At 68.4% G+C, this 24671-nt stretch carries 25 protein-coding genes; 14 read left to right on the plus strand and 11 right to left on the minus strand.

Going from position 1 to position 24671, the window contains the following annotated elements:
* Positions 1 to 26: 26 nt before the first annotated feature.
* On the minus strand, positions 27 to 929 hold the full coding sequence (sucD, locus tag QRN21_RS14820) for a succinate--CoA ligase subunit alpha (RefSeq protein ID WP_285364884.1): 903 nt from the start codon (positions 927 to 929) through the stop codon (positions 27 to 29).
* A gap of 27 nt (positions 930 to 956) precedes the next feature.
* Positions 957 to 2123, minus strand: a complete 1167-nt coding sequence (gene sucC / locus QRN21_RS14825) for an ADP-forming succinate--CoA ligase subunit beta (RefSeq protein WP_053099006.1) — start codon at positions 2121 to 2123, stop codon at positions 957 to 959.
* Positions 2124 to 2287: 164 nt separating this feature from the next.
* Between sucC and QRN21_RS14830 the strand changes: the two genes are divergently transcribed.
* The 8 genes from QRN21_RS14830 to QRN21_RS14865 all read left to right on the plus strand — a co-directional run bounded on the left by QRN21_RS14830 (position 2288) and on the right by QRN21_RS14865 (position 7530).
* Entirely contained in the window at positions 2288 to 2701 is a 414-nt protein-coding gene (locus tag QRN21_RS14830) for a YbaB/EbfC family nucleoid-associated protein (protein WP_056277348.1), read from the plus strand.
* Positions 2701 to 3030, plus strand: a complete 330-nt coding sequence (locus tag QRN21_RS14835; protein WP_285364887.1) for a type VII secretion target — start codon at positions 2701 to 2703, stop codon at positions 3028 to 3030. Before QRN21_RS14830 ends, QRN21_RS14835 begins: the two co-directional genes overlap by 1 nt.
* A complete protein-coding gene (locus QRN21_RS14840) occupies positions 3027 to 4487 on the plus strand; it encodes a glycohydrolase toxin TNT-related protein (protein WP_285364889.1) in 1461 nt (486 codons plus the stop codon). The genes QRN21_RS14835 and QRN21_RS14840 overlap by 4 nt, the downstream gene beginning before the upstream one ends.
* Positions 4484 to 4768, plus strand: a complete 285-nt coding sequence (locus tag QRN21_RS14845) for a hypothetical protein (RefSeq protein WP_056277343.1) — start codon at positions 4484 to 4486, stop codon at positions 4766 to 4768. Before QRN21_RS14840 ends, QRN21_RS14845 begins: the two co-directional genes overlap by 4 nt.
* A complete protein-coding gene (locus tag QRN21_RS14850; RefSeq protein ID WP_285364891.1) occupies positions 4765 to 5208 on the plus strand; it encodes a hypothetical protein in 444 nt (147 codons plus the stop codon). The genes QRN21_RS14845 and QRN21_RS14850 overlap by 4 nt, the downstream gene beginning before the upstream one ends.
* Positions 5205 to 5465: a hypothetical protein gene (locus tag QRN21_RS14855; protein WP_053099000.1), complete on the plus strand. Its 261-nt coding sequence runs from the start codon at positions 5205 to 5207 to the stop codon at positions 5463 to 5465. The genes QRN21_RS14850 and QRN21_RS14855 overlap by 4 nt, the downstream gene beginning before the upstream one ends.
* Before the next feature lie 91 nt (positions 5466 to 5556).
* Positions 5557 to 6219, plus strand: a complete 663-nt coding sequence (locus tag QRN21_RS14860; protein ID WP_053098999.1) for a TetR/AcrR family transcriptional regulator — start codon at positions 5557 to 5559, stop codon at positions 6217 to 6219.
* A 75-nt stretch (positions 6220 to 6294) separates the two neighbouring features.
* Positions 6295 to 7530, plus strand: coding sequence for an acyl-CoA dehydrogenase family protein (locus QRN21_RS14865; RefSeq protein ID WP_072590866.1), 1236 nt, complete (start codon positions 6295 to 6297; stop codon positions 7528 to 7530).
* 30 nt (positions 7531 to 7560) lie between these two features.
* Here QRN21_RS14865 and QRN21_RS14870 read toward each other — a convergent pair whose 3' ends face one another.
* On the minus strand, positions 7561 to 8046 hold the full coding sequence (locus tag QRN21_RS14870; protein ID WP_285364895.1) for a hypothetical protein: 486 nt from the start codon (positions 8044 to 8046) through the stop codon (positions 7561 to 7563).
* Positions 8047 to 8087: 41 nt separating this feature from the next.
* Here QRN21_RS14870 and QRN21_RS14875 point away from each other — a divergent pair, with 41 nt between their 5' ends.
* Together QRN21_RS14875 and QRN21_RS14880 are read left to right on the plus strand one after the other, a co-directional pair.
* A complete protein-coding gene (locus tag QRN21_RS14875) occupies positions 8088 to 9539 on the plus strand; it encodes a phytoene desaturase family protein (protein ID WP_285364898.1) in 1452 nt (483 codons plus the stop codon).
* Between the two features lie 50 nt (positions 9540 to 9589).
* Entirely contained in the window at positions 9590 to 10633 is a 1044-nt protein-coding gene (locus QRN21_RS14880; protein ID WP_056277324.1) for an ATP-dependent DNA ligase, read from the plus strand.
* Positions 10634 to 10636: 3 nt separating this feature from the next.
* Here QRN21_RS14880 and ligD read toward each other — a convergent pair whose 3' ends face one another.
* The 4 genes from ligD to QRN21_RS14900 form a co-directional block, all read right to left on the minus strand.
* Positions 10637 to 11689: a non-homologous end-joining DNA ligase gene (gene ligD / locus QRN21_RS14885; protein ID WP_285364901.1), complete on the minus strand. Its 1053-nt coding sequence runs from the start codon at positions 11687 to 11689 to the stop codon at positions 10637 to 10639.
* A gap of 41 nt (positions 11690 to 11730) precedes the next feature.
* Positions 11731 to 12864 carry an SseB family protein gene (locus QRN21_RS14890; RefSeq protein ID WP_053098993.1) on the minus strand — a complete coding sequence of 378 codons (1134 nt, stop codon included), beginning with the start codon at positions 12862 to 12864 and terminating at the stop codon, positions 11731 to 11733.
* 26 nt (positions 12865 to 12890) lie between these two features.
* Positions 12891 to 15371 carry an ATP-dependent helicase gene (locus QRN21_RS14895; RefSeq protein WP_285364904.1) on the minus strand — a complete coding sequence of 827 codons (2481 nt, stop codon included), beginning with the start codon at positions 15369 to 15371 and terminating at the stop codon, positions 12891 to 12893.
* Positions 15372 to 15469: 98 nt separating this feature from the next.
* The gene (locus tag QRN21_RS14900; protein WP_285364906.1) at positions 15470 to 18313 is read right to left on the minus strand and encodes a lamin tail domain-containing protein; all 2844 of its coding nucleotides are present in this window, start codon (positions 18311 to 18313) and stop codon (positions 15470 to 15472) included.
* A gap of 165 nt (positions 18314 to 18478) precedes the next feature.
* Between QRN21_RS14900 and QRN21_RS14905 the strand changes: the two genes are divergently transcribed.
* Together QRN21_RS14905 and QRN21_RS14910 are read left to right on the plus strand one after the other, a co-directional pair.
* Positions 18479 to 18874 (plus strand): YccF domain-containing protein, encoded by a 396-nt coding sequence (locus tag QRN21_RS14905; RefSeq protein WP_187250071.1) that lies wholly within the window; start codon positions 18479 to 18481, stop codon positions 18872 to 18874.
* Positions 18875 to 18903: 29 nt separating this feature from the next.
* The gene (locus QRN21_RS14910) at positions 18904 to 19365 is read left to right on the plus strand and encodes a hemerythrin domain-containing protein (protein ID WP_285364909.1); all 462 of its coding nucleotides are present in this window, start codon (positions 18904 to 18906) and stop codon (positions 19363 to 19365) included.
* A gap of 6 nt (positions 19366 to 19371) precedes the next feature.
* Here the strand turns inward: QRN21_RS14910 and QRN21_RS14915 are convergent, their stop codons facing one another.
* Positions 19372 to 20358: a glycerophosphodiester phosphodiesterase family protein gene (locus QRN21_RS14915; protein WP_056277746.1), complete on the minus strand. Its 987-nt coding sequence runs from the start codon at positions 20356 to 20358 to the stop codon at positions 19372 to 19374.
* 87 nt (positions 20359 to 20445) lie between these two features.
* On the opposite strand from QRN21_RS14915, the gene QRN21_RS14920 reads away from it, so the two are divergent.
* Both QRN21_RS14920 and QRN21_RS14925 read left to right on the plus strand, forming a co-directional pair.
* Entirely contained in the window at positions 20446 to 21372 is a 927-nt protein-coding gene (locus QRN21_RS14920; protein WP_285364912.1) for a Bax inhibitor-1/YccA family protein, read from the plus strand.
* Between the two features lie 159 nt (positions 21373 to 21531).
* The gene (locus QRN21_RS14925; RefSeq protein ID WP_053098987.1) at positions 21532 to 21804 is read left to right on the plus strand and encodes a GlsB/YeaQ/YmgE family stress response membrane protein; all 273 of its coding nucleotides are present in this window, start codon (positions 21532 to 21534) and stop codon (positions 21802 to 21804) included.
* 77 nt (positions 21805 to 21881) lie between these two features.
* On the opposite strand, the gene QRN21_RS14930 is transcribed toward QRN21_RS14925, so the two are convergent.
* The 3 genes from QRN21_RS14930 to QRN21_RS14940 form a co-directional block, all read right to left on the minus strand.
* On the minus strand, positions 21882 to 23171 hold the full coding sequence (locus QRN21_RS14930; protein ID WP_056277308.1) for an RNA polymerase sigma factor: 1290 nt from the start codon (positions 23169 to 23171) through the stop codon (positions 21882 to 21884).
* Position 23172: 1 nt separating this feature from the next.
* Positions 23173 to 23601 carry a YciI family protein gene (locus tag QRN21_RS14935; RefSeq protein ID WP_053098985.1) on the minus strand — a complete coding sequence of 143 codons (429 nt, stop codon included), beginning with the start codon at positions 23599 to 23601 and terminating at the stop codon, positions 23173 to 23175.
* Between the two features lie 113 nt (positions 23602 to 23714).
* Positions 23715 to 24653 carry an L-lactate dehydrogenase gene (locus QRN21_RS14940; RefSeq protein ID WP_053098984.1) on the minus strand — a complete coding sequence of 313 codons (939 nt, stop codon included), beginning with the start codon at positions 24651 to 24653 and terminating at the stop codon, positions 23715 to 23717.
* Positions 24654 to 24671 lie beyond the last annotated feature (18 nt).

Genomic DNA, 24671 nt, shown 5'->3' on the forward strand with positions numbered 1-24671 from the left:
CAGGGCCTTCTCCTACAGTCTAGCGCTTAGAGCGACTCGACGATCTCACGCATGAGTGCGGCCGTCTCGGACGGCGTCTTGCCGACCTTGACCCCCGCGGCCTCGAGGGCCTCCTTCTTCGCCTGGGCGGTGCCCGCGGAGCCCGACACGATCGCGCCGGCGTGGCCCATGGTCTTGCCCTCGGGAGCCGTGAAGCCCGCGACGTAGCCGACGACCGGCTTGGTGACGTGCGCCTTGATGTAGTCGGCCGCGCGCTCTTCGGCGTCGCCGCCGATCTCACCGATCATCACGATCGCCTTGGTATCGGGGTCGGCCTCGAACGCGGCGAGCGCGTCGATGTGCGTCGTGCCGATGACGGGGTCGCCGCCGATGCCGATGGCCGTCGAGAAGCCCAGGTCGCGCAGCTCGAACATCATCTGGTACGTCAGGGTGCCCGACTTCGACACGAGCCCGATCGGTCCCTTTCCGGTGATGTTCGCCGGCGTGATGCCGACGAGCGCCTCACCGGGGGTGATGATCCCGGGGCAGTTCGGTCCGATGATGCGAGTCGTGTTGCCCTTGCTCTGGGCGTAAGCCCAGGCCTCTGCCGAGTCGCCGACGGGGACACCCTCGGTGATCACGACGAGCAGCGGGATCTCGGCATCGATGGCCTCGATCATCGCGTCCTTGGTGAAGGCGCCGGGCACGAAGGCGATCGACACATCTGCGCCGGTCTCCTTCATGGCCTCGGCGACCGAGCCGAAGACGGGGAGCTCGACGGCGTTGCCGTCCTTGTCGGTGTGCGCGACCGTGGTGCCGGCCTTGCGTGCGTTCACGCCGCCGACGACCTGGGTGCCGGCCTTCAGCATGAGCGCCGTGTGCTTGGTGCCCTCGCCGCCGGTGATGCCCTGGACGATGACCTTGGAATCCTTGTTGAGGTAGATCGACATTTCTCTAGTCCTTGTGTCTCTCTGCGATCAGGCGTTGGCGAGTTCGGCGGCCTTGTCGGCGCCTTCGTCCATGGTGCTGGCGAGCGTGACGAGCGGGTGCGCGTACTCGGCGAGGATCGCACGACCCTCGTCGACGCGGTTGCCGTCGAGGCGCACGACCAGCGGCTTGGACGCCGTGGAGCCGAGCGTCTCGAGTGCGCCCTTGATGCCGTTGGCGACGGCGTCGCACGCCGTGATGCCGCCGAAGACATTGACGAACACGCTCTTGACCTGCGGGTCACCCAGGATGACGTCGAGGCCTGCGGCCATGACCTCTGCCGAGGCGCCGCCGCCGATGTCGAGGAAGTTCGCGGGCTTGACGCCGTTGTGGTTCTCGCCGGCGTAGGCGACCACGTCGAGCGTCGACATGACGAGACCTGCGCCGTTGCCGATGATGCCGACCTCGCCGTCGAGCTTGACGTAGTTCAGACCGCTCTTCTTGGCCTTCGCCTCGAGCGGGTCCGCTGCGTCCTTGTCTTCGAGCGCCTCGTGCTCGGGGTGGCGGATCTCGGAGGCGTTGTCGTCGAGCGTGACCTTGCCGTCGAGGGCGATGATGTCGCCCTCTTCGGTGCGGACCAGCGGGTTGACCTCGACGAGAGTCGCGTCCTCGCCCTTGTAGACGTCGAAGAGCTTGACGAACACGTCGGAGACCTTCTCGATGAGGTCCTCCGGGAAGTTGGCGGCGCGAGCGATCTCGACGGCCTTCTCCTTGTCGATGCCGGTCAGCGGGTTGACCTCGACGCGCGCGAGCGCCTCGGGACGCTCGACCGCGAGCTCCTCGATCTCCATGCCGCCCTCGACCGAGCAGAGGCTCAGGTACGAGCGGTTGGCACGGTCGAGCAGCACGGAGAAGTAGAACTCCTCAGCGATGCGGGCACCCTGCGCGACCATGACGCGCTTGACGATGTGGCCCTTGATGTCGAGACCGAGGATGGCCTTGGCCGCCTCGTACGCCTCGTCGGGGGTCTTGGCGACCTTGACGCCGCCGGCCTTGCCACGACCACCGGTCTTGACCTGGGCCTTGACGACGACGACGCCGCCGATCTTCTCAGCGGCTGCCTTCACCTCCTCAGGGGTGTCGGCGACGATGCCGGCGAGGACCGGCACTCCGTACTTCTCGAAAACGTCTCGTGCCTGGTACTCGTACAGATCCACTGTGCTTCCTTCACTGGGCTGCGGCCTGGAATTCTCTCGATGTCGAGACATCGATCAATCCCCCAGCCTACTACCGCCGCCTGAGCGCCCCTACGTCCGCAGAGCGCGGGCGACGAGCCGATGTCGTCCGGTAGCATTCTTGTGCGTTGAATCAGGGGGAGACAATGACGGACACGTTCGACTGGTCGGATCCGATCGCCACACGGGCCCGCATCGAGCAGCAGGTCAGAGACGCAGAGCGCCGCGCGGCACAGGCCGAGCAGGTGCGCGACGACATCGCTGCCGTGCGTGAGCGGGCGACGTCGCCTGGCCGTGATGTCGCGGTCACGGTGGATTCCTCCGGTCGGCTCGCCGAGGTCACGCTCACGGATGCCGCATACGACCGATCCCCCGCAGCGCTGGGCGCTCTGATCGTCTCCCTCGCCGGAGATGCGCAGCGCGCGGCCGGCGCGAAGGCCGTCGAGATCGCCGCCGAGGCGTTCGGCGCGGACGACGCAGCCGTCGAGCACCTGCGTGAAGAGATCGCTCAGCTCCCCGACCCGAGTCAGGACGGCCAGCCACGGATCGAGTACCGCTGATGGCGGAGCTGATCGCGGTAGACACCGAGACGGTGCGCAGGCACGCGCAGCGCGTCGGCCAGATCGCGTCGGATGTCAGGCTCGCCGAGAACGCCGCCGGGTCGATGAACGTCGGCGGCGGGGCGTTCGGGGTGATGTGCGCATTCCTGGTTCCGCCTGCGCAACTCGTCTCGTCGATCGCCATCGGCACGATCTCCGCCGCGGCGACCATGCTCGAGCAGTCCGAGGAACAGCTCAAAGGTCTCGCCGATGACTTCGATGAGGGCGAGCAGCGACAGCTCGACACGATCAGCGGTCTGATGGCATCGGTCGAGGGCGGCGTCCGATGACGCCGCCGAACCCGCTGGTGGCCGGACCGATCGATCCGACGACGCCGTTCAGCGGCGCAGGGCTGCTCGAGGACGGCTATGAGCTCGTCAACGCCATCGAGAGCGGAGACTGGGTGGCCGGAGGCCTCGCATCGTTCTCCGCCCTGGCGAACACCGTCGCGACGGCGATGGATCCGCTCGGATCGCTGATCGCGGCGGGTCTGGGCTGGCTCATGGACCATCTCGAGCCGCTCAAAGGCTGGCTCAACGACCTGACCGGCGACGCAGGTGAAGTCGCCGGATTCGCCGCGACGTGGGGCAACATCGCCCAGCATCTGCAGCAGGCGGGTGAGACCCTCGATTCCCGACTCGCCGACGTGAGCTCGATGTCGGGCGAGGCGATCGCCGCGTACCTCCGACTCCAGGCGGACGTCGCCGCTCATATCTCCGCCGCGGGCGCGTGGGCGGGCGGCATGAAGACCGGCATGGAAGCGGCATCCATGCTCGTCCAGGTCGTCCATGAGCTCGTGCGCGACACGCTCTCGCAGCTCGTGGGCTCGCTGATCTCCTATGCGAGCACGCTGGTGATCTCACTCGGCACTGCAACCCCGTACGTCATCGCGCAGGCGACGAGCCGGGTCTCGGCGATGACCGCCCGGATCTCCGGCACGGTGCTCAAGCTCGTCGACGCCGTCACGGCTCTCGCCAAGCACCTGGACGAACTCAAGGCGCTCTTCCAGCGCCTCGGAGACCTCTTCTCGCGCGGTCCGGGCGGCGGAAACGCTCCCTCCGGTCCCGGAGCACCGCACAGCCCGAACGGCACACCTCCCCACACCCCGCCCGACGGCACGACGCCGGACGGGCCCGCCTCGCCCGGTCCCAGCGTGCGCGACCAGAGCATGCTCACCGACGAGCAGCTCCAGACATATCTCGAGCGCAACTACCCGCAGTACGCCGACGACTTCGCCGACACCGGCACGCTCCCACCCGACGTGCAGATCCCCAAGGGGCCTGAGGTCCTTCAGCCGGATGGGAGCATCGACTGGAGCCAGGTGCCCGGCGGCGGGTACGTGCTGGATGCCAACGACAATCCGATCCGACAGCCGCACACGCCGCAGCCCGGTGACGTGCTCGACCGCTACGGTCCCCCCGACGGTCGATACACCTCACCGGTGCCGGATGACGGGCCGTACACGTACGACCAGCGTTCCCTGCCCTACGTCGAGAATCCCGCGCATTACCACCGCTACGAGGTCGTCGGCGATCTGTCCGATCTGCGTGGTGCGTTCGACAGCGCCCCTCAGCACGTCAAGGACGAACTCCTGGCGGGCGGTCTCAAGCCCGAATACCTCGGTTCACAGGGGTACCAGGGAGACATCGCGCCCGGATTCGGCTCGCCGGGTGGCGGCTCCCAGGTGCAGCTTCCGCTCACCGCCGAGCAGCTCATCGCGCTGGGCCTGCTAAAGGAGATCCCATGACGAACCTCACCGCCGCCGACGCACAGCGCATCATCCAGGACGAACAGCTCACCGCCACCGCGAACTGGTTCGGGCGCACCGGCCGTCGCGAACGGTCGGCATGGATCGATCGCGACGGCGATGAGTGGATCGTGTGGGACACCGACGAGCGCGGCGACCGGTTCTTCGGCCCGTCGCGCTTCTCCTCCGAAGCCGAGGCTCTCGACCAGTTCCTGCGGATGGCACGGTCGCACAAGGCAGCGGATTCCACCGCTGTGCGCCGGATCGGGGACTCCGCATGACCGAGGTCTGGATCGGCCCCGACGGCCGCGCCCTCACTCGCGAGCCCGTGCCGGCCGGCGCGGAGGTCTGGGACATGTACGGCCCCGTGAACACCCGCTACGTCTACCTCGTCGAGAACGGGCAGCCCGCTGCGTATCCTGAGCGCTCGCTCCCCTGGGTCGAGAATCCGTCGGCGTACCACCAGTTCATCGTCCTCGGCGATTGCGTACACGTCCGTGCCGCATACGAGCGATCCGGCGATGCCGCGCTTCGCCGCGACCTGGATGATCTCGTGGACATCGGCTACTACCGCTGGGACGAGCCCATCTACAGCGGCAGGGTGGCTCCCGCATTCGGCGAACCCGGCGGCGCCACCCAGCTCGTGCTGCCCCTACCGCTCTCGTTCTATCTGCGACTCGGAGTCGTGCGCGAACTGAGCGTCCCTGGAGGACTGGCATGAACCGTGACACCGTGCTCGCCGACCTCCGCGCACGCGGCCATGCCGGGTACTCGCTCTTCGAGGACCCGCGCGGCAAGCCGAACGTCATCGTCCTGACCTTCGGCAGGAACGGTTTCCAGACCTGGATCCAAGACGAACGCGCACAACCCATCGCCGGTTCGCTCCGCGCCTTCGACGCGGAATCCGAGGCCCTCGCCGACTTCACCCACCGGGTGGAGATCTGGAACCGCGTCAGCGGCGTCCGTCCGACGGCATAGACGGCCACGCCTCCGTCCGGTCGCCACGGCCTCACGCCCTACGGCGGCCGCCCATGATCGTCGACGACATCGACAGGTCTAGGCTCATTCCATGCACGAATCCGCAGAACTGCGCACCGGCGTCGTGGCCGCTGCACTCGAGCTCTTCGCGTCACAGGGCTTCGACCAGACCTCCGTCGAGCAGATCGCGAAGGCCGCAGGCGTCTCACGCTCGACCTTCTTCCGCCAGTTCGGCGGCAAAGAGGATGTGGTCTTCGCGGACCATGAGGTGCTGCTCGACCAGTTGCGGACCTTCCTCGCGGAAGGGCATGACGATCCCTGGCGTGCGGTCTGCGCGGCATCCGAGTCGGTCTTCGCCCACTTCGCGCACGATCCCGAACTCGCGCGTCGCCGCTATCAGATCGTCCGCCAGGTGCCGGTGCTCCGTGAGCGCGAGATCATCACGGTGTTCCGCTACGAGCGGCTGTTCGACGACTATCTGCGCAGCTCGCTCCCCGGGATCGATCCTCTCGATGCCGTCGGGTTCTCCGCCCTCGTCACCGCCGTGCACAACCATGTGCTGCGGCAGCTGCTGCGCGGCAAGAAGAAGGTGCCGCTCTCGACGCTGCAGACGGCGCTCGCCGACGTCCGCCGCCGCTACGGGGTGCCTTCCGACGCGGTCTCCGAGGCTCCGGATGACGTGGTCGTCGCCGTGTTCCCTCGCTCGATGCCGATCGCCGAGGTCACCCGGCGCCTGCGCTCTCAACTCGACTGAACCAGGACTCTCTCCACCGGAGTCGTGAAACCGAGTTTCAGAGCGTACGATACTTGGTGTCACGAAGGAGTCACCATGAGCACCGCAGCCTCTCCCCTGCCCGGCGAGCGCGTCTCGTCGTACGACATCACCGGGCGACAGGACAGCGATTACTACGCCGTCTTCGCCGACATCCCCGACGCCGACCGGTCGGCCTGGGATCGCGCCAAGGCCTACATCGACGAGGTCGGGCCTCAGATGGCGGACGCCTGGGATCGCGCGGAGTATCCACTCGAGGCCGCGCGCCGAATGGGCGAGATGGATCTCGTCGTCGATGGCATCGAGCATCCTGCCCTCACCCGGCTCTCTCCCCTCGCTGCCGGGCTCGTGAACATGGAGATCTCGCGCGGCGACGGGTCGCTCGGCACCGTGCTCGCCGTCCAAGGCGGGCTCGCGCTGCGCACCCTGGCGCTCTTCGGATCCCCCGCTCAGCAGGAGAAGTGGCTCACGGCTCTGGCCGACGGCTCGGTCTTCGGATCCTTCGCCCTCACCGAGCCCGACCACGGGTCTGATTCGGTATCGCTGGAGACCGTGGCCCGCCGCGACGGCGACGAGTGGGTCATCCGCGGCGCGAAGAAGTGGATCGGCAACGGCGCCTCGGGCGGCATCACTTTCGTGTGGGCCCGCGTCGACGACGAGACGGCGCCCGAACACGGTGCGGTCCGGTGCTTCCTCGTCGAACAGGACACCCCCGGATACACAGGGACCCCGATCCGCGGCAAGGCCTCGCTGAGGGCGATCCACCAGGCTCACATCGTGCTCGACGACGTCCGGGTGCCGCTCGACTCCGTGCTCCCTGGCACCAAGAGCTTCAAGGACGCGTCGGTCGTCCTCTACGCCACCCGCTCAGGGGTCGCGTGGTCGGCCCTCGGCCACGCGACGGCCTGCTACGAGGCGGCGCTGGCCTACTCGACCCAGCGCATCCAGTTCGGCAAGCCGCTCGCCAAGTTCCAGATGGTGCAGGAGCGCCTCACGCACATGCTCGAGGACCTCACGGCCATGCAGCTGTACTGCCGTCGCCTCGCAGACCTCGAGACCGCGGGTGAGCTTCGCCCCACGCAGGCCTCGCTGGCGAAGTTCCACAACACGCGAGCAGCTCGACGCGTGGCATCCGTCGCCCGTGACCTCCTCGGCGGCAACGGCATCCTGCTCGAGAACGGTGTGATGCAGCACATGGCCGACATCGAGGCGATCCACACCTATGAGGGCACCGAGAGCGTGCAGGCGCTGCTGCTCGGGCGCGACATCACGGGGATGAGCGCCTTCACCTGAGCGCTCACCACCGCGGCGCCGACGAGGACGTCAGTCGCAGCCGCAGCCGCCGGCCGGCGTCTTCACCATGAAGCAGACGTCGCACACGCCGTAGTCGCGCTCTTCCGTCTTGGTCGCGCGCTCGGCCTTCGGCGCAGCCGCGACACGAGGGGTCGTCGTTCTCTTCGCCTTGACAGGCGCGATCGGGCGGAACTCGCTCGGGTGCGTCACGTAGAAGTACGGTGCGCGTCCCTCGCTCGGCTGCAGTCGCAGGGGCGTCGAGCCGATGACGATCGTCTCGTCCTCGGTGAAGCCGTTGGTGTAGGTCTTGCCGATGTGCAGCGGGGCGCCGTCGCCGCGGCGGATCGCCTCGATGTAGCGACCGCGGTCGATATAGGAGGAGATGCCGACGGCGTCGGTGATCGCGGAGATGAACTCGTGGTTCTCCTCGGCGATGCGATGCGCGCGGAGCGCCTCCGCGAGGGTTCGGTACGGACGGGAGTTGCCTGTGGGGGTCGGGCCCTGAACTTCATTCATTTCCTCAAGGATCTCACGCCCGGGCATGGAAGACTGGCCGAATGGCACGCGCGACGATCATCGGCTCCGGACCGAACGGCCTGGCGGCGGCTGTGTCCCTCGCGCGCGCCGGCTACGAGGTGCACGTGCTCGAAGCTGCCGACACGATCGGCGGCGGAGTCCGCACGACAGAATCGACCCTCTCGGGCTTCCGGCACGACGTCTGCGCCGCCGTGCACCCGGCCGCGCTCTCCTCGTCGTTCTTCCAGGCGTTCGGCCTCGCCGAACGGGTGGACTGGATCCTCCCCGACATCTCGTACGCGCACCCGCTAGACGGCGGCAGAGCCGGAATCGCATGGCGCGACATCGAACGCACCGCGGCAGGGCTCGGCGTCGACGAGCGGGCCTGGCTGTCGCTCCTGCGCCCGCTCAGCACTCACGTCGAGGGTGTCGTCGACTTCACCGGCAATCAGATGCTCAGGGTGCCTCGCGAGCCGATCACGGCTCTCCGGTTCGCGCTGCGGATGCTCGACCAGGGCACGCCGCTCGCCCGGCGCAGCTTCCGCACCGAAGAGGCCGCCGCGCTGATGGCCGGTGTCCTGGCGCACGCGAACACCCCGCTCCCCTCGCTCGCCGGTGCCGCAGCCGGGCTGCTGCTCGCCGCGCAGGCGCACGCCGGCGGATGGATGTACCCGCGAGGCGGGGCGCAGCGCATCGCCGACAGCATGGTCGCCGATATCGAGGCCCATGGCGGATCCGTCGAATCGGGCATCCACGTCACCGACCTGGGATCGCTCGACTGGGGCGACCCCGCCCGTGGTGATCTGCTGATGCTGAACACATCGCCCCGCCTCACCCTCACCCATCCGGACATCCCCGCGGCCTACGCGCGGGCGATCCGCAACTACCGATACGGCCCCGCCGCTGCGAAGGTGGATTTCGCTCTCGACGGGCCGATTCCCTGGGCGAATCCCGACGTCGCCCAGTCGCCCACCGTCCACATCGGTGGATCGGCCGCGGAGACGTGGGCGAGTGAGAACGCTGTCGCCGGGGGACGGATCAGCGACCGACCGTACGTCCTGACGGTGCAGCCCTCGGTCTTCGACCCCAGCAGGGCGCCGGAGGGCAAGGCGGTGCTGTGGGCGTACATCCATGTTCCCCAGGACTCCGATCTCGACGCCACCGAACTCATCACGCGTCAGGTCGAGCGATTCGCACCGGGATTCCGAGACCTCATCCTCGCGCACCACTCGGTGCCGGCGTCGTCGCGCGAGGCGGTCAACCCGTCGGAGATCGGCGGCGACATCCTCGGCGGGGCGTTCACGATCCCGCAGGCGCTGCGGCGCCCGGTCCTCGGCATCGCGCCCTGGCGCACTCCGATGCACGGGGTGTACCTCGCGTCGGCGTCGACACCGCCCGGCCCGGGCGTCAACGGCATGGCGGGATGGCATGCCGCCCGCACGGCGCTCAAGGATGCCGGCATGCGCGTCTCCCTCGACGACCTCTTCTCCTGACGGGCGAAATCACCCTTCTGCCACGACGCGACCGACGCCAGGATGGATCCATGCGCTACGAGATCCCGTCCCCGATGCTGGCGAAGGCGGCAGCATCCGTCCCCGATCCCGCGAAGACCGCCGGAGGGCTGCTGTTCGAGCCCAAGTGGGACGGATTCCGCGGGCTGATCGCCTGGGACGGCGAGACCGTCGAGATCGGCTCCCGCGGCGCGAAACCGCTGACGAGATACTTCCCCGAGCTCGTCGAGGCGATCCCGCGACTGCTTCCGAGGCCGTGCCTGCTCGACGGAGAGATCGTCGTGGCCACGGGACACGAGGGGGCGCAGCGACTCGATTGGGAGGCGCTGAGTCAGCGCATCCATCCCGCGGCCTCACGAGTGGCGAAGCTCGCCGCGGAGACGCCTGCGATGTTCATCGCCTTCGATCTGCTGGCCGTCGACGACGAAGACCTCCTGAGCACTCCGTTCGCCGAACGCCGCGCGCGCCTGGAGACCCTGATGGAAGGGGTCGAGCATCCCCTGCACATCACGCGCACCACCCGCGATCGGGACGCCGCCGTGCGCTGGCTCGCCGAGTTCGAGGGCGCAGGGCTCGACGGGGTCGTCGCCAAGCCACTCGATCAGCCGTACGCGCCCGGAAAGCGCACCCTCATCAAGATCAAGCATGCCCGCACCGCTGACGTGGTCGCGCTCGGCTACCGCGTGCACAAGTCCGGGTCGGGCGTCGGGTCTCTGCTCGTCGGCCTCTACGACTCCGACGGCACCCTGCGGCAGGTCGGCGGCGTGGCCGCATGGAGTGATGTGCGCCGCCGGGAGCTCGTCGAGGAGCTCGCCCCGCTCGTGCAGCGCGACGACTCCGGCGAGGCCCTCACCGGCGAGGGTGAGCGTTCGCGCTTCAGCGGGTCCAAGGATGTCTCGTTCGTCCGGCTGCGCCCCGAGCTCGTGCTCGAGGTGCGCTACGACCAGCTCGAGGGTTCGCGGTTCCGCCATACGGTGCAGTTCGACCGCTGGCGTCCGGACCGGGATGCGCGGTCGTGCACCTACGACCAGCTCGACACCGTGGCCGGGTACGACCTGGCCGAGGTCATCGGCTGAGGCTCACTCCTCGACGGGATCACCGTTCGCATCCCAGTGGGCGTCGACCTTCTTGCTGGGCTGCACGCGTGGGGGCTCTCCGGGCATCTTGGGAAACTCGGGCGGGAACGACAACTCGCCGAGGCCCGCCGCCTTGTCCCGCTCCCACCACTCGAGAAGCGTGTCGATGCGCCCCGGCTCGTCCTGCTTGCCCGCCCAGGGATCACCGACCTCGGCGAGTCTCTTCGGGATGCTGCGGACGGTGAAGACCGCGGGGTCGAGACCGTCCAGCTCGTCCCAGTACACGGGCGTCGAGACCGTGGCCCCGGGAAGCGCGCGGGGGCTGTAGGCACCGGCCATCGTGCGGTCGCGGTTCGCCTGGTTGAAGTCGATGAAGACCCGCTGACCACGCTCCTCCTTCCACCAGCTCATCGTGACCTGCTCCGGCATCCGTCGCTCCAGCTCGCGGCCGGCTGCGATCACGGCGTGCCGCACATCGAGGAACTCATGAGCCGGTTCGATGGGCGCGAACACGTGCAGTCCACGGTTGCCACTGGTCTTCACGAACGCGGTGAGACCGACCTCCTCGAGCACCTCTCTCAGCGCGTGCGCGGCGGGGATGGCATCCGCGAAACCCGTGCCGGGCTGCGGGTCGAGGTCGATCCGCAACTCGACGGGATTGTCCGGGTCGGTGGCGAGGGACGCCCAGGGGTGGAAGACGATCGTGTTCATCTGCGCCGCCCAGACGATCGCGCTCGGGCGATTCAGGACGATCTGCGGATGCCGACGCGCACTGTTGTAGGTCACGGTGACGGCGTCGACATAGTCGGGCGTTCCCTTGGGCGGGTTCTTCGAGAAGAACCCGTCGCTTCCCACGCCGTCGCGGAAGCGCTCGAGCGAGACGGGACGATTCCCGTTCGCCTCGAGGAACGGCACGCTGACGAGCTGGAAGTACTCCGCGAGCTCGGCCTTCGTGATGCCGTCCTTCGGCCAGACGACCCTGTTCGGGCTCGAGAGCGCGACCTCGCGCTCTCCATCGGGATCGATGACTGTCAGGGTCACGCGTTCTGAGGCCATGCTCCGACCCTAGAGGGCCGGTGCGACGCGGGGGAAGCCCGTCAGTCGTCGATGTCGATCGCGAGGATCAGCACCGAGGTGAGAGCGTCGCGCTCGACCACGATGCTGGGGCCGGCCGGATCGATGATGACCCCGGCCATATCGATGTGGCTGGAGAGGATCTTGGCCAGCTGCAGCGGCTCGAACGGCAGCGGTCGATCGCCCCGACCGAGCGCGAGCACCTCGAGCGGGTGCGAGAAGAGCTGGAGGAACCGCTTGCCGTCGGGAGTCTGCGCTTCGGCGATCCCGACCTGTCCGCCGGGATTTCCCTCGTTGACGGCGACCCACATGCGCTTCGTCGCGAGCGCCTCACCGACCTTCGATGCGGTGTCCTGCTCACGCGGCGCGGCGATCAGCGACTTGACCGTCATGTCGACGTCTGCCTGCTCGAGCGCCTTCTGCAGGAGCTCGGACGGGAACACCACGCGGTGCGGTGCAGAGGCGTTGTCGACGATGAGGCCGGCGAAGTCACCCGAGACGACCTGCTGCAGAACGGACGTGACAGGCTGGGCGACGGCAGATGTCGCCGTCGGGTCCTTCTCGAGCTGCACGGAGTCTCGGACAGCGGCGGCCGAACTGAACGCGAGCATGAACTGACGATCGCCATCACGCACGACCGCGACAGCGAGAGGCTTGCCCTCACTGATCTGCGCGCGTGCATCACCGTTGACGCGGATGTACATGTGCCCCTGCAGCGCCTGGCGGAGCACTCCGAGCAGCTGCTCGTTCGTGGCGCCCTGCTCGACCTCTTTCAGGGATTCACGCAGCAGGACGTTGTCCTTCATGCCCGGGACGGTCTCGGTCTGCTCGGGCGGCATCGCGGGCGCCAGCGGCAGTCGACGCTCGGGCTCGGCCACGGGGGCGGGTGCCGGCGCAGCGGGAGCAGGGGCGGGTGCTGTCGCAGGCGCCGATGCTGCCGGCGCGTCAGGACCGGGCAGCTCGACCTCCGGTCCCGCCTGAGCACCGACCCCACGGAACGCCTGGACGGAGATACCGATGGTGGGCGTGGCCTCGGCGGCGTCCGCCGGCGCCTCCGCACCGTCCGGAGTCTCGTCGGCGGACTCCTCGGTCTCGGTGTCGAACTGGTCGGCGACGACGTCGTCGGCGGACTTCTTGCGGCGGGAGAACAGGGCCATATCAGCCAGCCTAACCCGCCAGAGGGCTAGATCTTCTCGATCGGCGCGACCTTGATCAGGAGCTTCTTCTGGCCGGCGGAATCGAAGCGCACGTGCGCGATGCGCTTGGCACCCTCGCCCGTCACCGCGTCGACCCGTCCGTCGCCGAAGTCCGTGTGGCGGATGCGATCCCCGGCGGCGAGTTCGAGGTCGCCGTTGTCACGCATCTTCGCCGTCACGCGGTTGGGGAACTTGTCCATCGCGGTCGAGAGCGGCTTGAGAGAGTCGCGCCCCGGCAGCTGCTTCACCGCGAAACGGTCGCCGGAACCGGAGCCGCCGGAGCCGCCGGAGCCGCCGGAGCCGCCGAATCCGCCTGCCCGGCGCGCATTGAGCGCACGGGACTGCATGCCTCCCCGGGAGTTGACGTCGCCGGGCGACTGGCGCCAGTCGATGAGTCCGGCGGGGATCTCCTGCAGGAAGCGGCTGGGCATCGCGACCGAGACCTCGCCGAACTGGGCCCTGGTCATCGCGAGCGACAGGTGCAGGCGCTTCCGCGCGCGCGTGATGCCGACGTAGAAGAGCCTCCGCTCTTCCTGAGGACCGCCCGGCTCCCCCGCCGAGATGCGGTGCGGGATCAGATCCTCTTCGACGCCGGTCACGAAGACCGCGTCGTACTCGAGCCCCTTCGCGGTGTGCATCGTCATCATCGACACCGACCCTGATTCGTCATCGAGGTCATCGGCATCCGAGACCAGGGCGACCTCTGTGAGGAAGTCCACGATCGTCCCGTCAGGATTGTTGCGCGCGAAGTCCCGCGCGACGGCGACGAACTCGTCGAGGTTCTCGACGCGCGCCTCATCCTGTGGGTCGCGGCTCGCCCGCAGGGCGTCGAGGTAGCCGCTCTTCGACAGCAGCACGCTGAGCCCGTCGGCGACGGTGGTCGGAGCGGGAACCTCGCCGGAGGCGGGGAGCATGATCTCCGTCGCCTCGGCCAGCACGGCATCGAGCTGGGCGATGCCGGCCTGGATCTTCGGACCGAAGCCCAGCTGCTCGGGCACGGACAGGGCCTGCCGGAACGTGATGTCGTGGTCTTCGGCGAACCGGGCGATCGCCGTCTCGGTCACATCGCCGATGCCGCGCCTGGGCTTGTTCAGGATGCGGCGGACAGCCATCTCGTCGGCCGGGTTCGCGACGGCGACCAGGTAGGCGAGGGCGTCCTTGATCTCGGCACGCTCGTAGAACTTCGTGCCGCCCATGATCTTGTAGGGCACGGCGGAGCGGATGAAGATCTCCTCCAGCGCACGCGATTGCGAGTTCGTGCGGTAGAAGACGGCCATCTCGGAGTACGGCATGCCGGCGCGGTGCAGCGCCTCGACCTCGTCGGCGACGAATTGGGCCTCATCGTGCTGGGAGTACCCGGTGAAGCCGACGATCATGTCGCCGTCGCCCTTGTCGCTCCAGAGCTTCTTGTCCTTGCGGTCGAAGTTGTTGCCGATCACCGCGTTCGCCGCCGAGAGGATGTTCTGCGTCGAACGGTAGTTCTGCTCGAGCAGCACGACGCGAGCGCCGGGGAAGTCGCGCTCGAACTCGCTGATGTTGCGGATGTCGGCGCCGCGGAAGGCGTAGATCGACTGGTCGGAATCACCCACCACGGTGAGTGACGCGCCTTCGAGCTCCGGCGTGGTCTCCGGCTCGAAGATCATCATGCCGTCGGAGGCATACGGATCGGGCGAATCGCCCGAGACCGGACGCGTCAGCTCGTGGATGAGGGCGTACTGAGCGTGGTTCGTGTCCTGGTACTCGTCGACCAGCACATGACGGAACCTGCGCCGATAGGTGTCGGCGACCTGCGGGAAGGCGCGGAACAGATAGACGGTCTGGCCGATCAGGTCGTCGAAGTCGAACGCGTTCGCCTTCTGCAGCTGCCGCTGGTAGTCGGCGAAAAGCTCGACGAAGATCCGCTCGGCCGGGTCGTTCATGTTCGCCTGTCGCGCATACGCGTCGGCATCCGACAGCTCGTTCTTGAGCTTGGAGATGCGCGACTGCACGGCCCCGGGCGTGAGACCGTAGGCATCGGCCTCGTGCTGCTTGACCAGCCGCTTGATGAGCGCCCGCGAATCACCGGAGTCGTAGATCGTGAACGACTTGGTGAACCCGAACTGCTGAGCCTCACGCCGGAGGATCCGCACGCAGGCGGAGTGGAACGTCGAGATCCACATGCCCCGCGCCGCGTCGCCCACGATCGCCTCGACGCGCTCGCGCATCTCACCGGCGGCCTTGTTGGTGAAGGTGATCGCGAGGATCTGGCTGGGCCATGCCTCGCGTGACCTCAGCAGAGAGGCGATGCGCCGTGTCAGCACGCTGGTCTTGCCGGAGCCTGCACCCGCGACGATCAGCAGCGCGGGTCCGCGGTAGGTCACCGCTTCGAGCTGCTGCGGGTTGAGGCCGGCGAGGAGGTCGTCCTGTCCCTGCGCTCCGGTGGAGCGAGGGCCGACGGATCCGGGGACGATGAGGGGGGCTTCGGTCATGGCTCTACGAGTCTAGGCCGCGCCACCGACACTGCCGGCGGATGGGGCGGATGCACGGGATCCCGTGCATCCGCCCCATCCTCGTCGCGTCGCTCGTGTCAGCTGACGCGTCGGCGCCGACCGGCGACGAGCGCACCGCCGACGACGAGCATCAGGGCCAGAGCGATCAGGGCCACGGGCACCTCCGCGCCGGTCGCAGCGAGGTCGGCGGCACCGTCACGGTCGTCACCGGAAGGCGCGCCGCCGGGCTGGCTCGAGACCGGGCCTTCGCCAGGAGTCTGCCCCGGGTTCTCCCCGGGCCCTTCGCCGGGCGTCTCTCCGGTCACTCCGGGAAGGGTGCCGACTCGCAGCGCCTCGGCGGCGAAACCGTCGGCGAACCACCAGACCGGACGCTCACCGTCGACCGACAGCGAGGCCGGGGCGGTCGCGAATCCCTCGTTGTTGATGTCGGGCATGCCGGCAGGGCGGGCGAAGTGCGCGATGCCGGGCTGTTCGGTGCCGTTCAGCGTGATCTGGGCCGACTGCCCCTGGCAGCCGTCGTCGCAGACCGCCCACAGCACGTCGAGCACGCTGTCGTAGTCGAGCGCCATGACGCCAGGCAGACCGGGTGCGATCTCCGACACCAGCGTGGCCTGGCCGTCGGCGCCGAGCGCGAACGCGTAGACGTGACCGTTGTCCTCGACCGCGACGAAGAACAGGCCGCCGCCGTGTCCGGCGTAGTCTGCCGAGTCGTACGGGGCCGCGGTGTTGACGTCGAAGAGTGCGCCGTCAAGAGCGCTGTCCGGCACCCACTGCACCGCCTCCATGCCGAGGTTCGCTCCCACGGCGGGGAGCGACGAGGTCAGATCCCACTCCTGCTCGGAGACGAGGTCGTCGGCGGAGGCTTCAGGGTCGACCTTCAGGATGGTGTTCTGGTTCACGCCCTTGGCGCTGTTGTCACGCTCGGAGGCGACGTAGACCGATCCCTCGCCGTCGACGGTGATGCCCTCGGTGTCGGGGCCTGCGGCGTTCGGGTCGCCGGCATCCTTCTGGAATCGCACGCGCTTGCCCGACTCCCACCCGGCGATCTGCGAGAACGAGCCGTCGGCGTGGGCCTCGAGCTTCCAGATGCGCCCCTCGCCGTTGTCCACGGCCCAGAGGAACGATCCGTCCGACGTCTCCTGCACGTCGAGACCCGAGCTGTCCTCGAGGAACGTCGGCGCGGTGTCGAGCACCCGGACGTCGGCCGAACCCGGCCATGGCGAGACGGGGATCTCGCCGGCGCAGATGTTCGCCGCACCCTTCGTGCTCTCCGCGGTCGCCGCGAAGGTGCCGGCGATGTCCGGGCAGCGCCCCCACGTGGTGGCCGCGTGCCCTGCGCCCCACGTGGTGGAGTCGATGAGCAGATCTCCGTCGAAGACGCGAACGGAGTCGCCGTCACCCAGACCGAAGCCGAGGTCCGTGCCCTCGATGACGAGGTATCCGCCCGCGGCGATGGTGGTCGCGGCCGGAATGACGTAGGAGTGGGTGTCGTCGTCGTCCTTCACGACGACGCCAGAGACGTCGAGGGCGGATGCGGTCGGGTTGACGAGTTCGATCCAGTCACCGGGCGATCCGCCGTCGGACTCGACCTCGTTGATCCGCACCGGGTTGCCGCACGCGTTGCGCTGGCCCTTGGTCGAGACCGCGATGTCGGCGAACTCTCCAGCTCCGTCCGCGCATCGCGCGAGGACGCCCGCCGCATGCGCCGCGTAGACGTGCTCGTCGACGATGTTGAGGTTCGCGTCGCGCAGCGTGACGGTGTCGCCGTTGCCCAGACCGAACACGAAGTCCTTCGGCTGGTCGAAGACGAGGTACGCGCCGGGTTCGAGCACGGTGCCCGCGGGCAGCGGCGTCGTCTCCGCCGCGTGGCCGACCGGGTCGCCGTCCATGACGGTCCAGCCGGAGAGGTCGACCGGTGTGCTGCCCGAGTTGACGACCTCGGCCCAGTCGGTCGCGTCGCCGTCGGACTCGATCTCGTTGATCACGACGTCCGGCATGACGCACGTGTTCGTCGCCCCCGGGGTCGCATATGCGAGCACGAAGGCGCCCTCTCCGTCGGGGCAGCGAGCGAGGGTCGCGGCGATGGCGTCGCCGTCGATGGCGGCATGGCCGCTCCATGCCTGCGTGTCGTCGACCAGCACGCCAGCCGTGTCGAACAGGCGGATGCGGTCGGCGCTGCCGATTCCGATCGGATCGCGGAAGGCCGTCTCGACGCCACCGACGAGACCGATGGTGCCCTCCTCGACAACGAGGAACTCGCCCGCGGCGATCTCCGTGCCCGGCAGGAACTGCCAGCGGTGGTCGTCGGAGTTGTCGCGGATCTCGTAGCCCGAGATGTCGAGAGGGGCATCGCCCGCGTTGTGGAACTCCACCCAGTCCGCCGGCTGCGAGTCGACCTCATTGATCGCGATGGTGCCGCCCAGAGGTTCGTCGGATGCGAAGACGTTCGCCGCGCCCTTCGTGGACTCGGACGTCTCCGCCCATTCGACGATGCCGTCGACCTCCCGCGCTCCCCAGGTCACTGCAGCGTGAGCCGCCCACGATGTCTCGTCCACGAGCACGGCGCTCGGGTCGAACAGTCGCACCTGGTCTTCTTTGCCGAGGCCGAAGGCGAAGTCGCCCGCTCCCGCATCGGCCTGGTCGAGAACGAGATGCGCGCCGGGCTCGATCACCGATCCGTCCGGGAACGTGTACGCCTCATCTTCGCCGTCGTCCTTGACGACGAAACCGCTCAGGTCGACCGCGACGGCCGACGTGTTGACGAACTCGATCCAGTCGCCGGGTGCTCCCCCGCTCGACTCGACTTCGTTGATGCGGACACCGGGTTCGGCTCCGGTGGCGGCGAGCGGTACGGCGAGCAGGGCGGCAGCGCTGAGCGCGCAGACCGTCGTGACCGCAGCCGCAGAGTGCAGGCGGGACATAGGGCTCCTGAGGGAATCAGTCGGGTAGGACTCCACATCAGCGATCCCGCATGGCCGAACGACGGCGTGCAGGTGCACGGATGGTGAACGACCGGTGGCGGTTCGCCATCGGCCCGGGAGGCCGCGAACAGGCGGATGCTCAGCCGTCGATGCGAGAATCGGCCCGTGCGCACGATCCTCAACATCATCTGGCTGATCTTCGCCGGACTCGCTCTCTTCCTCGGCTACATGCTGGCCGGCATCCTGCTGTGCATTCCGATCGTGACGATCCCCTGGGCCATCGCCTCGTTCCGCATCGCCCGCTACGCGATCTGGCCGTTCGGGCGTGAGATCGTCAGCAAGCCGACCTCCGGAGTCGGCTCGTTCCTCGGCAACGTGCTCTGGGTCATCCTCGCCGGCTGGTGGTTGGCGATCGGACACATCGTCTCCGGCCTCGCGCTCTGCATCACGATCATCGGCATCCCGATGGGCATCGCCGACTTCAAGATGGTGCCCGTCTCGCTGATGCCTCTCGGCAAGGAGATCGTGTCGCGCCGCGGCGCCTTCGACCGCACGCTCTGACCGCGGATGCCGGCTCTAGAATTGCCGGGATGGATGCCGATCGCCTGATCGCCTGGGACGCAGAGCTGCGCCGGGCGCACACGAGACTCCGCGCCGCCCTCGAGGCCACGAGGGAGGCGGTGCAGGACGGTTCGGATGCTCCGGATGCCACGCGCGAGCTCGCGCTGTTCTGCATCGGCTTCTGCTCGGCCCTCGATGGGCATCATCTGAGCGAGGACCGCGCCCTGTTCCCCGCGCTGCGCGACCAGCACCCGGAACTCGGCGACGTGATCGCCAAGCTGATGCAGGATCACTCGATGCTGGCCCACCTGCTCGGAGGACTCCGCACGGCCGTCGAGATCGGAGAGGGCAGCGAGACGCTGAAGCGCCACCTCGACGGCATCGGCGCGATCATGGAGTCGCACTTCCGCTTCGAGGAGCGCGAGATCCTCGAGCCGCTGCGAGCGCTCCACCTCGATCGCCCCGTTCCGGACGTGCTCGGCCCGTTCTGATCGAGGTCAGCCGCGAAAGAATCCGACCCCGAGGTCGGGGTGATCGACGAAGACCCCGTCGACTCCCGTGCGAGCGATGACGCCCCATTCGGCCTCGTAGTCCCCGTAGGCGCTCTTGCCTCCGTGGCCGCGGAACTCCGCCGAGAGGAAGGCGTTCTCCGGCCGACAGGTCCATGTGAAGACCGTGAGCCCGCGCGCGTGCGCATCGGGGACGATCGAGTTGCCTGCGGCGAGCAGCATGCGCTTGTCGACGCTGATTCCGTCGACCCGGCCGACGAGCGCATCGAGTCCCTGCGGGGTGACGGTGGCCGCATACGTGGGCGCCTGCGTGCCCTGAGCGACGACCAGATCGTACGCGCGTCCCGACGCCTCGATCAGATAGACGTACGACGCCGCGATGCCTCGGGCCCTCAGCTGTCCGAGGATCGTCGACTCGAAGGACTCCACGATCAGCGGCAGCTCGCCCTCGGCCCACCCCGCCGCACGCAGGTCGCGTTCGATCAGCGGCGCGAGGTCGAGGCCGATGCTCGCGAAGTATGTGGCGTGCTTGACCTCGAGCACCACGCCGATCTCGCGTCCGTACTCGACCGAGCCGGCCCGGACGATGTCGAGCACGTCGGTCAACCGCAGGATCGCCTGCGAACCGTCGAAGCTCGCGCTCGACACGCGCACCTTCGGGAGGCGCTCCCGGCTGCGCAACGTCGTGAGCTCATCCCAGGTGAAGTCCTCGGTGAACCAGCCGGTGAGGGCCTCGCCGTCGACGCGCTTGGTCGTCTTCCGGTCGGCGAACTCCCGGTGCTCGGCCACATCCGTGGTGCCGGAGATCTCATTCTCGTGCCGCACGATGAGCACGCCGTCCTTCGTGGCGACGACGTCGGGTTCGACCGCATCGACTCCCATCGCGAGGGCGAGCTCGTACGACGAGCGACTGTGTTCCGGACGATAGCCGGGCGCACCGCGATGCCCGATCACGAGAGGCGATTTCCTGGGCACGCTCTCAGCGTAGAACACCCTGATGACCTGCCCTTCCGGGTATCGTGGAGGAAAGCGACCTACAACCCACTTTGGAGTGAGGCCCACATGAGCAACTTCGCCTTCAACAACCCGGCGTTCCAGCAGCAGGATCCGCGCAACGTCGCGACCTACCCGGGTGCCCCGCAGGGAGCGCAGGGGGCGCAAGCCGCGTCGTTCCAGCACGGCACCATGGACGCCGCGGCGAACGCACAGCTGGAGGGCATGTACGCGGCTCCCCCGGCCGGAGCGATCGAGACCGACCGCATGTCCGTCGAGGACACCGTCTGGAAGACCGCCGGACTCTTCGCCATCCTGCTCGTCACCGCCGCCGTCGGCTGGTTCCTGACTCTGGGCGGCGTCGCCGCTCCCGAGCTGAACCCTTACGACCGCTTCGAGCCGAACCTCATGCCGTGGATCGTCGGCGCGCTCGGCGGCTTCGTGCTCGCGATGGTCATCACGTTCACCTCGCGCAAGAAGGTCCGCCCCGCGCTGATCTTCGCCTACGCCGCATTCGAGGGCCTCTTCATCGGCGGCATCTCGGCGTTCTTCGAGGTCCTGTGGCCCGGCATCGTCATGCAGGCGACCCTGGCCACGGTCTCGGTCGTCGGCGTGACCCTCGCTCTCTTCGCCAGCGGCAAGGTCCGCGCGTCGAAGAAGGCCACCAAGATCTTCATGATCGCCATGGTCGGCTACCTCGTGTTCTCGCTGCTGAACCTCGTGCTCATGTGGACCGGCGTCCTCCCCCAGGGACAGGCGTTCGGCCTCTACAGCGCTGAGATCTTCGGCATCCCGCTCGGTCTGATCATCGGCGTCCTGGTCGTCATCATGGCGGCCTACTCGCTGGTCCTCGACTTCGACCAGATCCAGCAGGGCGTGCGCAACGGCGCTCCCCGCAAGTACGGCTGGCTCGGCGCCTTCGGCATCATGGTCACGGTCGTCTGGCTCTACGTCGAGATCCTGCGCATCATCGCGATCGTCCGCGGCAACAACTGACCGCGAACCGCCTCACTCAGAGGCCCGTCCCTTCGGGGGCGGGCCTCTTGGCATATCCGAGGCCTCCGGCGCAAGGGGTTGGCTGATAATCAGCTGAGAGGGCACAGTGGATCACACGAGCCTTGGCACCCCAGGGCTCACGAAACAAAGGAGCTGAACATGAGCTTTCTCGGATTCCTTCTTCTCGGCCTCATCGCCGGAGCCATCGCGAAGCTGATCCTTCCCGGCAAGCAGGGTGGCGGATGGTTCATCACCCTCCTGCTCGGCGTCGTCGGCGCCCTCCTCGGCGGCTGGCTCGGAAGCCTGATCCTGAACCGTCCTCTCACGGAGTTCTGGGACCTGGGCACGTGGCTCCTCGCCATCGGCGGCTCGATCATCGTGCTGCTGATCTACGGCCTGATCGTCAACCGCGGCAGCAAGGCCCGCAGCTGACCTCATAGCAACACAGGAAACCGCCCTCTTCCCCAGCGTCGCTGGAGAAGAGGGCGGTTTCTCTGTGTGCCGTCTGCTCAGCGCGCGTCGGCCTTGGCCTGCAGCAGCGCCCGCTCCCTGTCGTTGCCTGCGAGCGCTGCGGCGACGGCGAACTCGCTGCGCGCCTCCTCCGCGCGACCGAGTCGCAGCAGCAGTTCCCCCCGCGTCGCGGGCAGCAGGTGGTAACCGGCCAGCGCACCCGAGGCGCCGAGCCGGTCGATGATCTGCAGAGCGGATGCCGGGCCCGTCGCCATCGCGACGGCAGCCGCCCGGTTGAGCTCCACGACCGGCGAGGGAGCGATCCGACCGAGCGCCTCGTACAGGAGCACGATCCGCTCCCAGTCGGTGTCGTCGACGGACGCGGCTGTCGCATGGCATTCCGCGATCCCCGCCTGAAGGCCGTAGGGGCCGCGACCCGAGCCGAGTGCGTCAGCGGCCGCGAGCGCAGCACGTCCCCGCGCGATGCGGCTGCGATCCCAGCGACGACGGTCCTGGTCGGACAGGAGCACCGGTTCGCCGTGGGCATCGATCCGGGCGGGGAACCGCGCGGCGGTGAGCTCCATCAGGGCCAGCAGGCTGTGCACGTCGCGCTCGCGCGGCATCAGCGCGGCCAGCACCCGCGTGAGTCTGATCGCCTCGATACTCAGCTCGGGGCGCATCCAGTCGGGACCGCTGCTCGCGGCGTGCCCCTCGTTGAAGATCAGGTAGAGCACGCCCAGGATCGCTCCCAGGCGCTCTGCGTGCTCCTCCCGTGGTGGCATCTCGAACGGGACCTGCGCCGCACCGAGAGTCTTCTTGGCCCGCACGATGCGCTGCTGCACGGTCGCCGTCGGCACCAGGAACGCCCGGGCGATCTCCTCGCTCGACAGGCCGCCCACCACGCGGAGGGTGAGCGCCACCTGCGCCTCGCGCGAGAGCACCGGGTGGCACGAGATGAAGATCAGCCGCAGCACGTCGTCGTCGACCGCATCCGGGTCCCAGGGCGGCGCGTCTGCGGCATCCGCCTGCTCTCGCTCGAGGTCGTGGGCGAGCACGGCCATCCGGTCGTCGAGACGTTCGCGGCGCCGCCAGCCGTCGATCGCCTTGCGCTTCGCGACCGCCGTGAGCCAGGCGGCGCCGTTGCGCGGCACGCCCTCGACCGGCCACTGCCGCAGGGCATCGAGCAGCGCCTCCTGCGCGAGGTCCTCGGCGAGGCCGAAGTCGCCGACCACACGCGTCAGGGTCGCGACGATCTTCGCCGACTCGATGCGCCACACGGCGGCGACGGCCCGCCGCACGCCCTCGTCGGGTGCGTGGCGGACCGTCTCGCGGTGTGCGGAGTCGGTCATCTCACTGCTGGGCGCGACGCGCCTCTTCCTCTTCGCGCCAGCCCTTCTCCTTCTCGATCCACTCGTTGTCGGCCGGGAAGTCGGACTCGTCGGTCACACGCCGCACCTCGAGGAACGACCCCTTGCCGAGGGGAGCCCTGCTCGCCCACTCCGCCGCCTCTTCACGACTGGAGACCTCGAGGATCCAGAAGCCGTTGAACAGCTCCTTCGTCTCTCCGTAGGGGCCGTCGGTGATGAGAGGCTTCTCGGCGCTGAAGTCGACGACGAATCCCTCCGCCGCGTCGCTGAGGCCCTCGCCCGCAGCCAGCACGCCGGCCTTGATCATCGACTCGTTGTACTTGCCCATCGCCTCGATGACCTGCTCGAACGGCATCTCCTTGTACGCCTCGACCGCTTCGTCGTTCGAGCGCATGATCAGCATGTACTTCATGGTGTTCTCCTCGGTGGTGGGGCCGCCTGTCGACCCTCTCATTGAAGACGTCGAACGAAGGTGCCGCAGATCGACATCTCCGCGAAAAAACTCTGGGATTCTCCGGTGGCCGTTCAGTCGAGCTCGTCGACCGCAGCCCGGATCGCGTCGGCCGAGGCCCGCAGCAGGGCGAGTTCGTGCTCGCTCATGGGCGTCTCGGCCAACGGCACGGCCCCGGCAGCGCCCACCACCGAGGGCACCGACAGCGCGACACCGCGAAGCCCGTATTCGCCGTCGAGCACCGTCGCGACCGGAAGCACCGCCCGCTCGTCGTGCAGCACTGCCTCGGCGATGCGGGCGCAGCTGACGCCGATCGCGAGATTCGTGGCTCCCTTGCCGCGGATGACGGCATAGGCCGCATCGCGCACCTCGACGGCGATGCGGTCGAGCTCGTCGACGGTGAACGGCTCATCGGCGGGCCAGTCGAGAATCGGCACCGAGCCGATGGTCGCGTTCGACCAGAGCGGGAACTCCGTGTCGCCGTGCTCGCCCACGATGTCGGCGTGCACGCTCGCGGTGCTCACATTCGCGCGATGCGCGAGCCGCCAGCGCAGACGCGACGTGTCGAGCACGGTTCCGGATCCGAAGACGCGATGCGGCGGCAGGCCCGAGACACGCTGGGCGACGACCGTCATCACATCGGCCGGATTCGTGACGATGATGAAGACGGCGTTCGGCGCGCGCTCGACGAGCTGGGGCATGAGCTTCTCGAGCAGACGAGCGTTGATGCCCGAGAGCTCCATGCGGGTCTGTCCCGGCTGCTGCTTCGCTCCGGCGGTGACGACGATCACGTCGCTGCCCTCGACGACGGCGAGGTCGGAGCCGCCGCTCACGGCCGCGGAGGTGAACTGCGTCCCGTGCGCGAGATCGAGCACCTCGGCATCCACCTTGTCGGTGGCGATGTCGTAGAGCGCGACCTCGGCCGCACTCCCCCGGATCAGCGCCGCATACGCGACGCTGACGCCCACACTGCCTGCACCGATCACCGTGATCTTCGTCCGCGCCTTGGTCATACGCTCATCCTGCCCGAA

Origin of the sequence: Microbacterium sp. LMC-P-041, from assembly GCF_030209555.1 — a bacterium.
Lineage (GTDB): Bacteria > Actinomycetota > Actinomycetes > Actinomycetales > Microbacteriaceae > Microbacterium.

Excerpts from the sequence above, each read along its gene's own strand:
- QRN21_RS14850 (WP_285364891.1), top strand. The coding sequence starts at position 4,765 with ATGACCGAGGTCTGGATCGGCCCCGACGGCCGCGCCCTCACTCGCGAG.
- QRN21_RS14890 (WP_053098993.1), bottom strand. The coding sequence starts at position 12,864 with ATGGCCCTGTTCTCCCGCCGCAAGAAGTCCGCCGACGACGTCGTCGCC.
- QRN21_RS14925 (WP_053098987.1), top strand. The coding sequence starts at position 21,532 with ATGAGCTTTCTCGGATTCCTTCTTCTCGGCCTCATCGCCGGAGCCATC.
- QRN21_RS14860 (WP_053098999.1), top strand. The coding sequence starts at position 5,557 with ATGCACGAATCCGCAGAACTGCGCACCGGCGTCGTGGCCGCTGCACTC.
- QRN21_RS14935 (WP_053098985.1), bottom strand. The coding sequence starts at position 23,601 with ATGAAGTACATGCTGATCATGCGCTCGAACGACGAAGCGGTCGAGGCG.
- ligD (WP_285364901.1), bottom strand. The coding sequence starts at position 11,689 with ATGGCCTCAGAACGCGTGACCCTGACAGTCATCGATCCCGATGGAGAG.
- QRN21_RS14835 (WP_285364887.1), top strand. The coding sequence starts at position 2,701 with ATGGCGGAGCTGATCGCGGTAGACACCGAGACGGTGCGCAGGCACGCG.
- QRN21_RS14855 (WP_053099000.1), top strand. The coding sequence starts at position 5,205 with ATGAACCGTGACACCGTGCTCGCCGACCTCCGCGCACGCGGCCATGCC.
- QRN21_RS14830 (WP_056277348.1), top strand. The coding sequence starts at position 2,288 with ATGACGGACACGTTCGACTGGTCGGATCCGATCGCCACACGGGCCCGC.
- QRN21_RS14940 (WP_053098984.1), bottom strand. The coding sequence starts at position 24,653 with ATGACCAAGGCGCGGACGAAGATCACGGTGATCGGTGCAGGCAGTGTG.
- QRN21_RS14895 (WP_285364904.1), bottom strand. The coding sequence starts at position 15,371 with ATGACCGAAGCCCCCCTCATCGTCCCCGGATCCGTCGGCCCTCGCTCC.
- QRN21_RS14910 (WP_285364909.1), top strand. The coding sequence starts at position 18,904 with ATGGATGCCGATCGCCTGATCGCCTGGGACGCAGAGCTGCGCCGGGCG.
- QRN21_RS14865 (WP_072590866.1), top strand. The coding sequence starts at position 6,295 with ATGAGCACCGCAGCCTCTCCCCTGCCCGGCGAGCGCGTCTCGTCGTAC.
- QRN21_RS14920 (WP_285364912.1), top strand. The coding sequence starts at position 20,446 with ATGAGCAACTTCGCCTTCAACAACCCGGCGTTCCAGCAGCAGGATCCG.
- QRN21_RS14845 (WP_056277343.1), top strand. The coding sequence starts at position 4,484 with ATGACGAACCTCACCGCCGCCGACGCACAGCGCATCATCCAGGACGAA.
- QRN21_RS14900 (WP_285364906.1), bottom strand. The coding sequence starts at position 18,313 with ATGTCCCGCCTGCACTCTGCGGCTGCGGTCACGACGGTCTGCGCGCTC.
- QRN21_RS14840 (WP_285364889.1), top strand. The coding sequence starts at position 3,027 with ATGACGCCGCCGAACCCGCTGGTGGCCGGACCGATCGATCCGACGACG.
- QRN21_RS14880 (WP_056277324.1), top strand. The coding sequence starts at position 9,590 with ATGCGCTACGAGATCCCGTCCCCGATGCTGGCGAAGGCGGCAGCATCC.
- QRN21_RS14930 (WP_056277308.1), bottom strand. The coding sequence starts at position 23,171 with ATGACCGACTCCGCACACCGCGAGACGGTCCGCCACGCACCCGACGAG.
- QRN21_RS14870 (WP_285364895.1), bottom strand. The coding sequence starts at position 8,046 with ATGAATGAAGTTCAGGGCCCGACCCCCACAGGCAACTCCCGTCCGTAC.
- sucD (WP_285364884.1), bottom strand. The coding sequence starts at position 929 with ATGTCGATCTACCTCAACAAGGATTCCAAGGTCATCGTCCAGGGCATC.
- QRN21_RS14875 (WP_285364898.1), top strand. The coding sequence starts at position 8,088 with ATGGCACGCGCGACGATCATCGGCTCCGGACCGAACGGCCTGGCGGCG.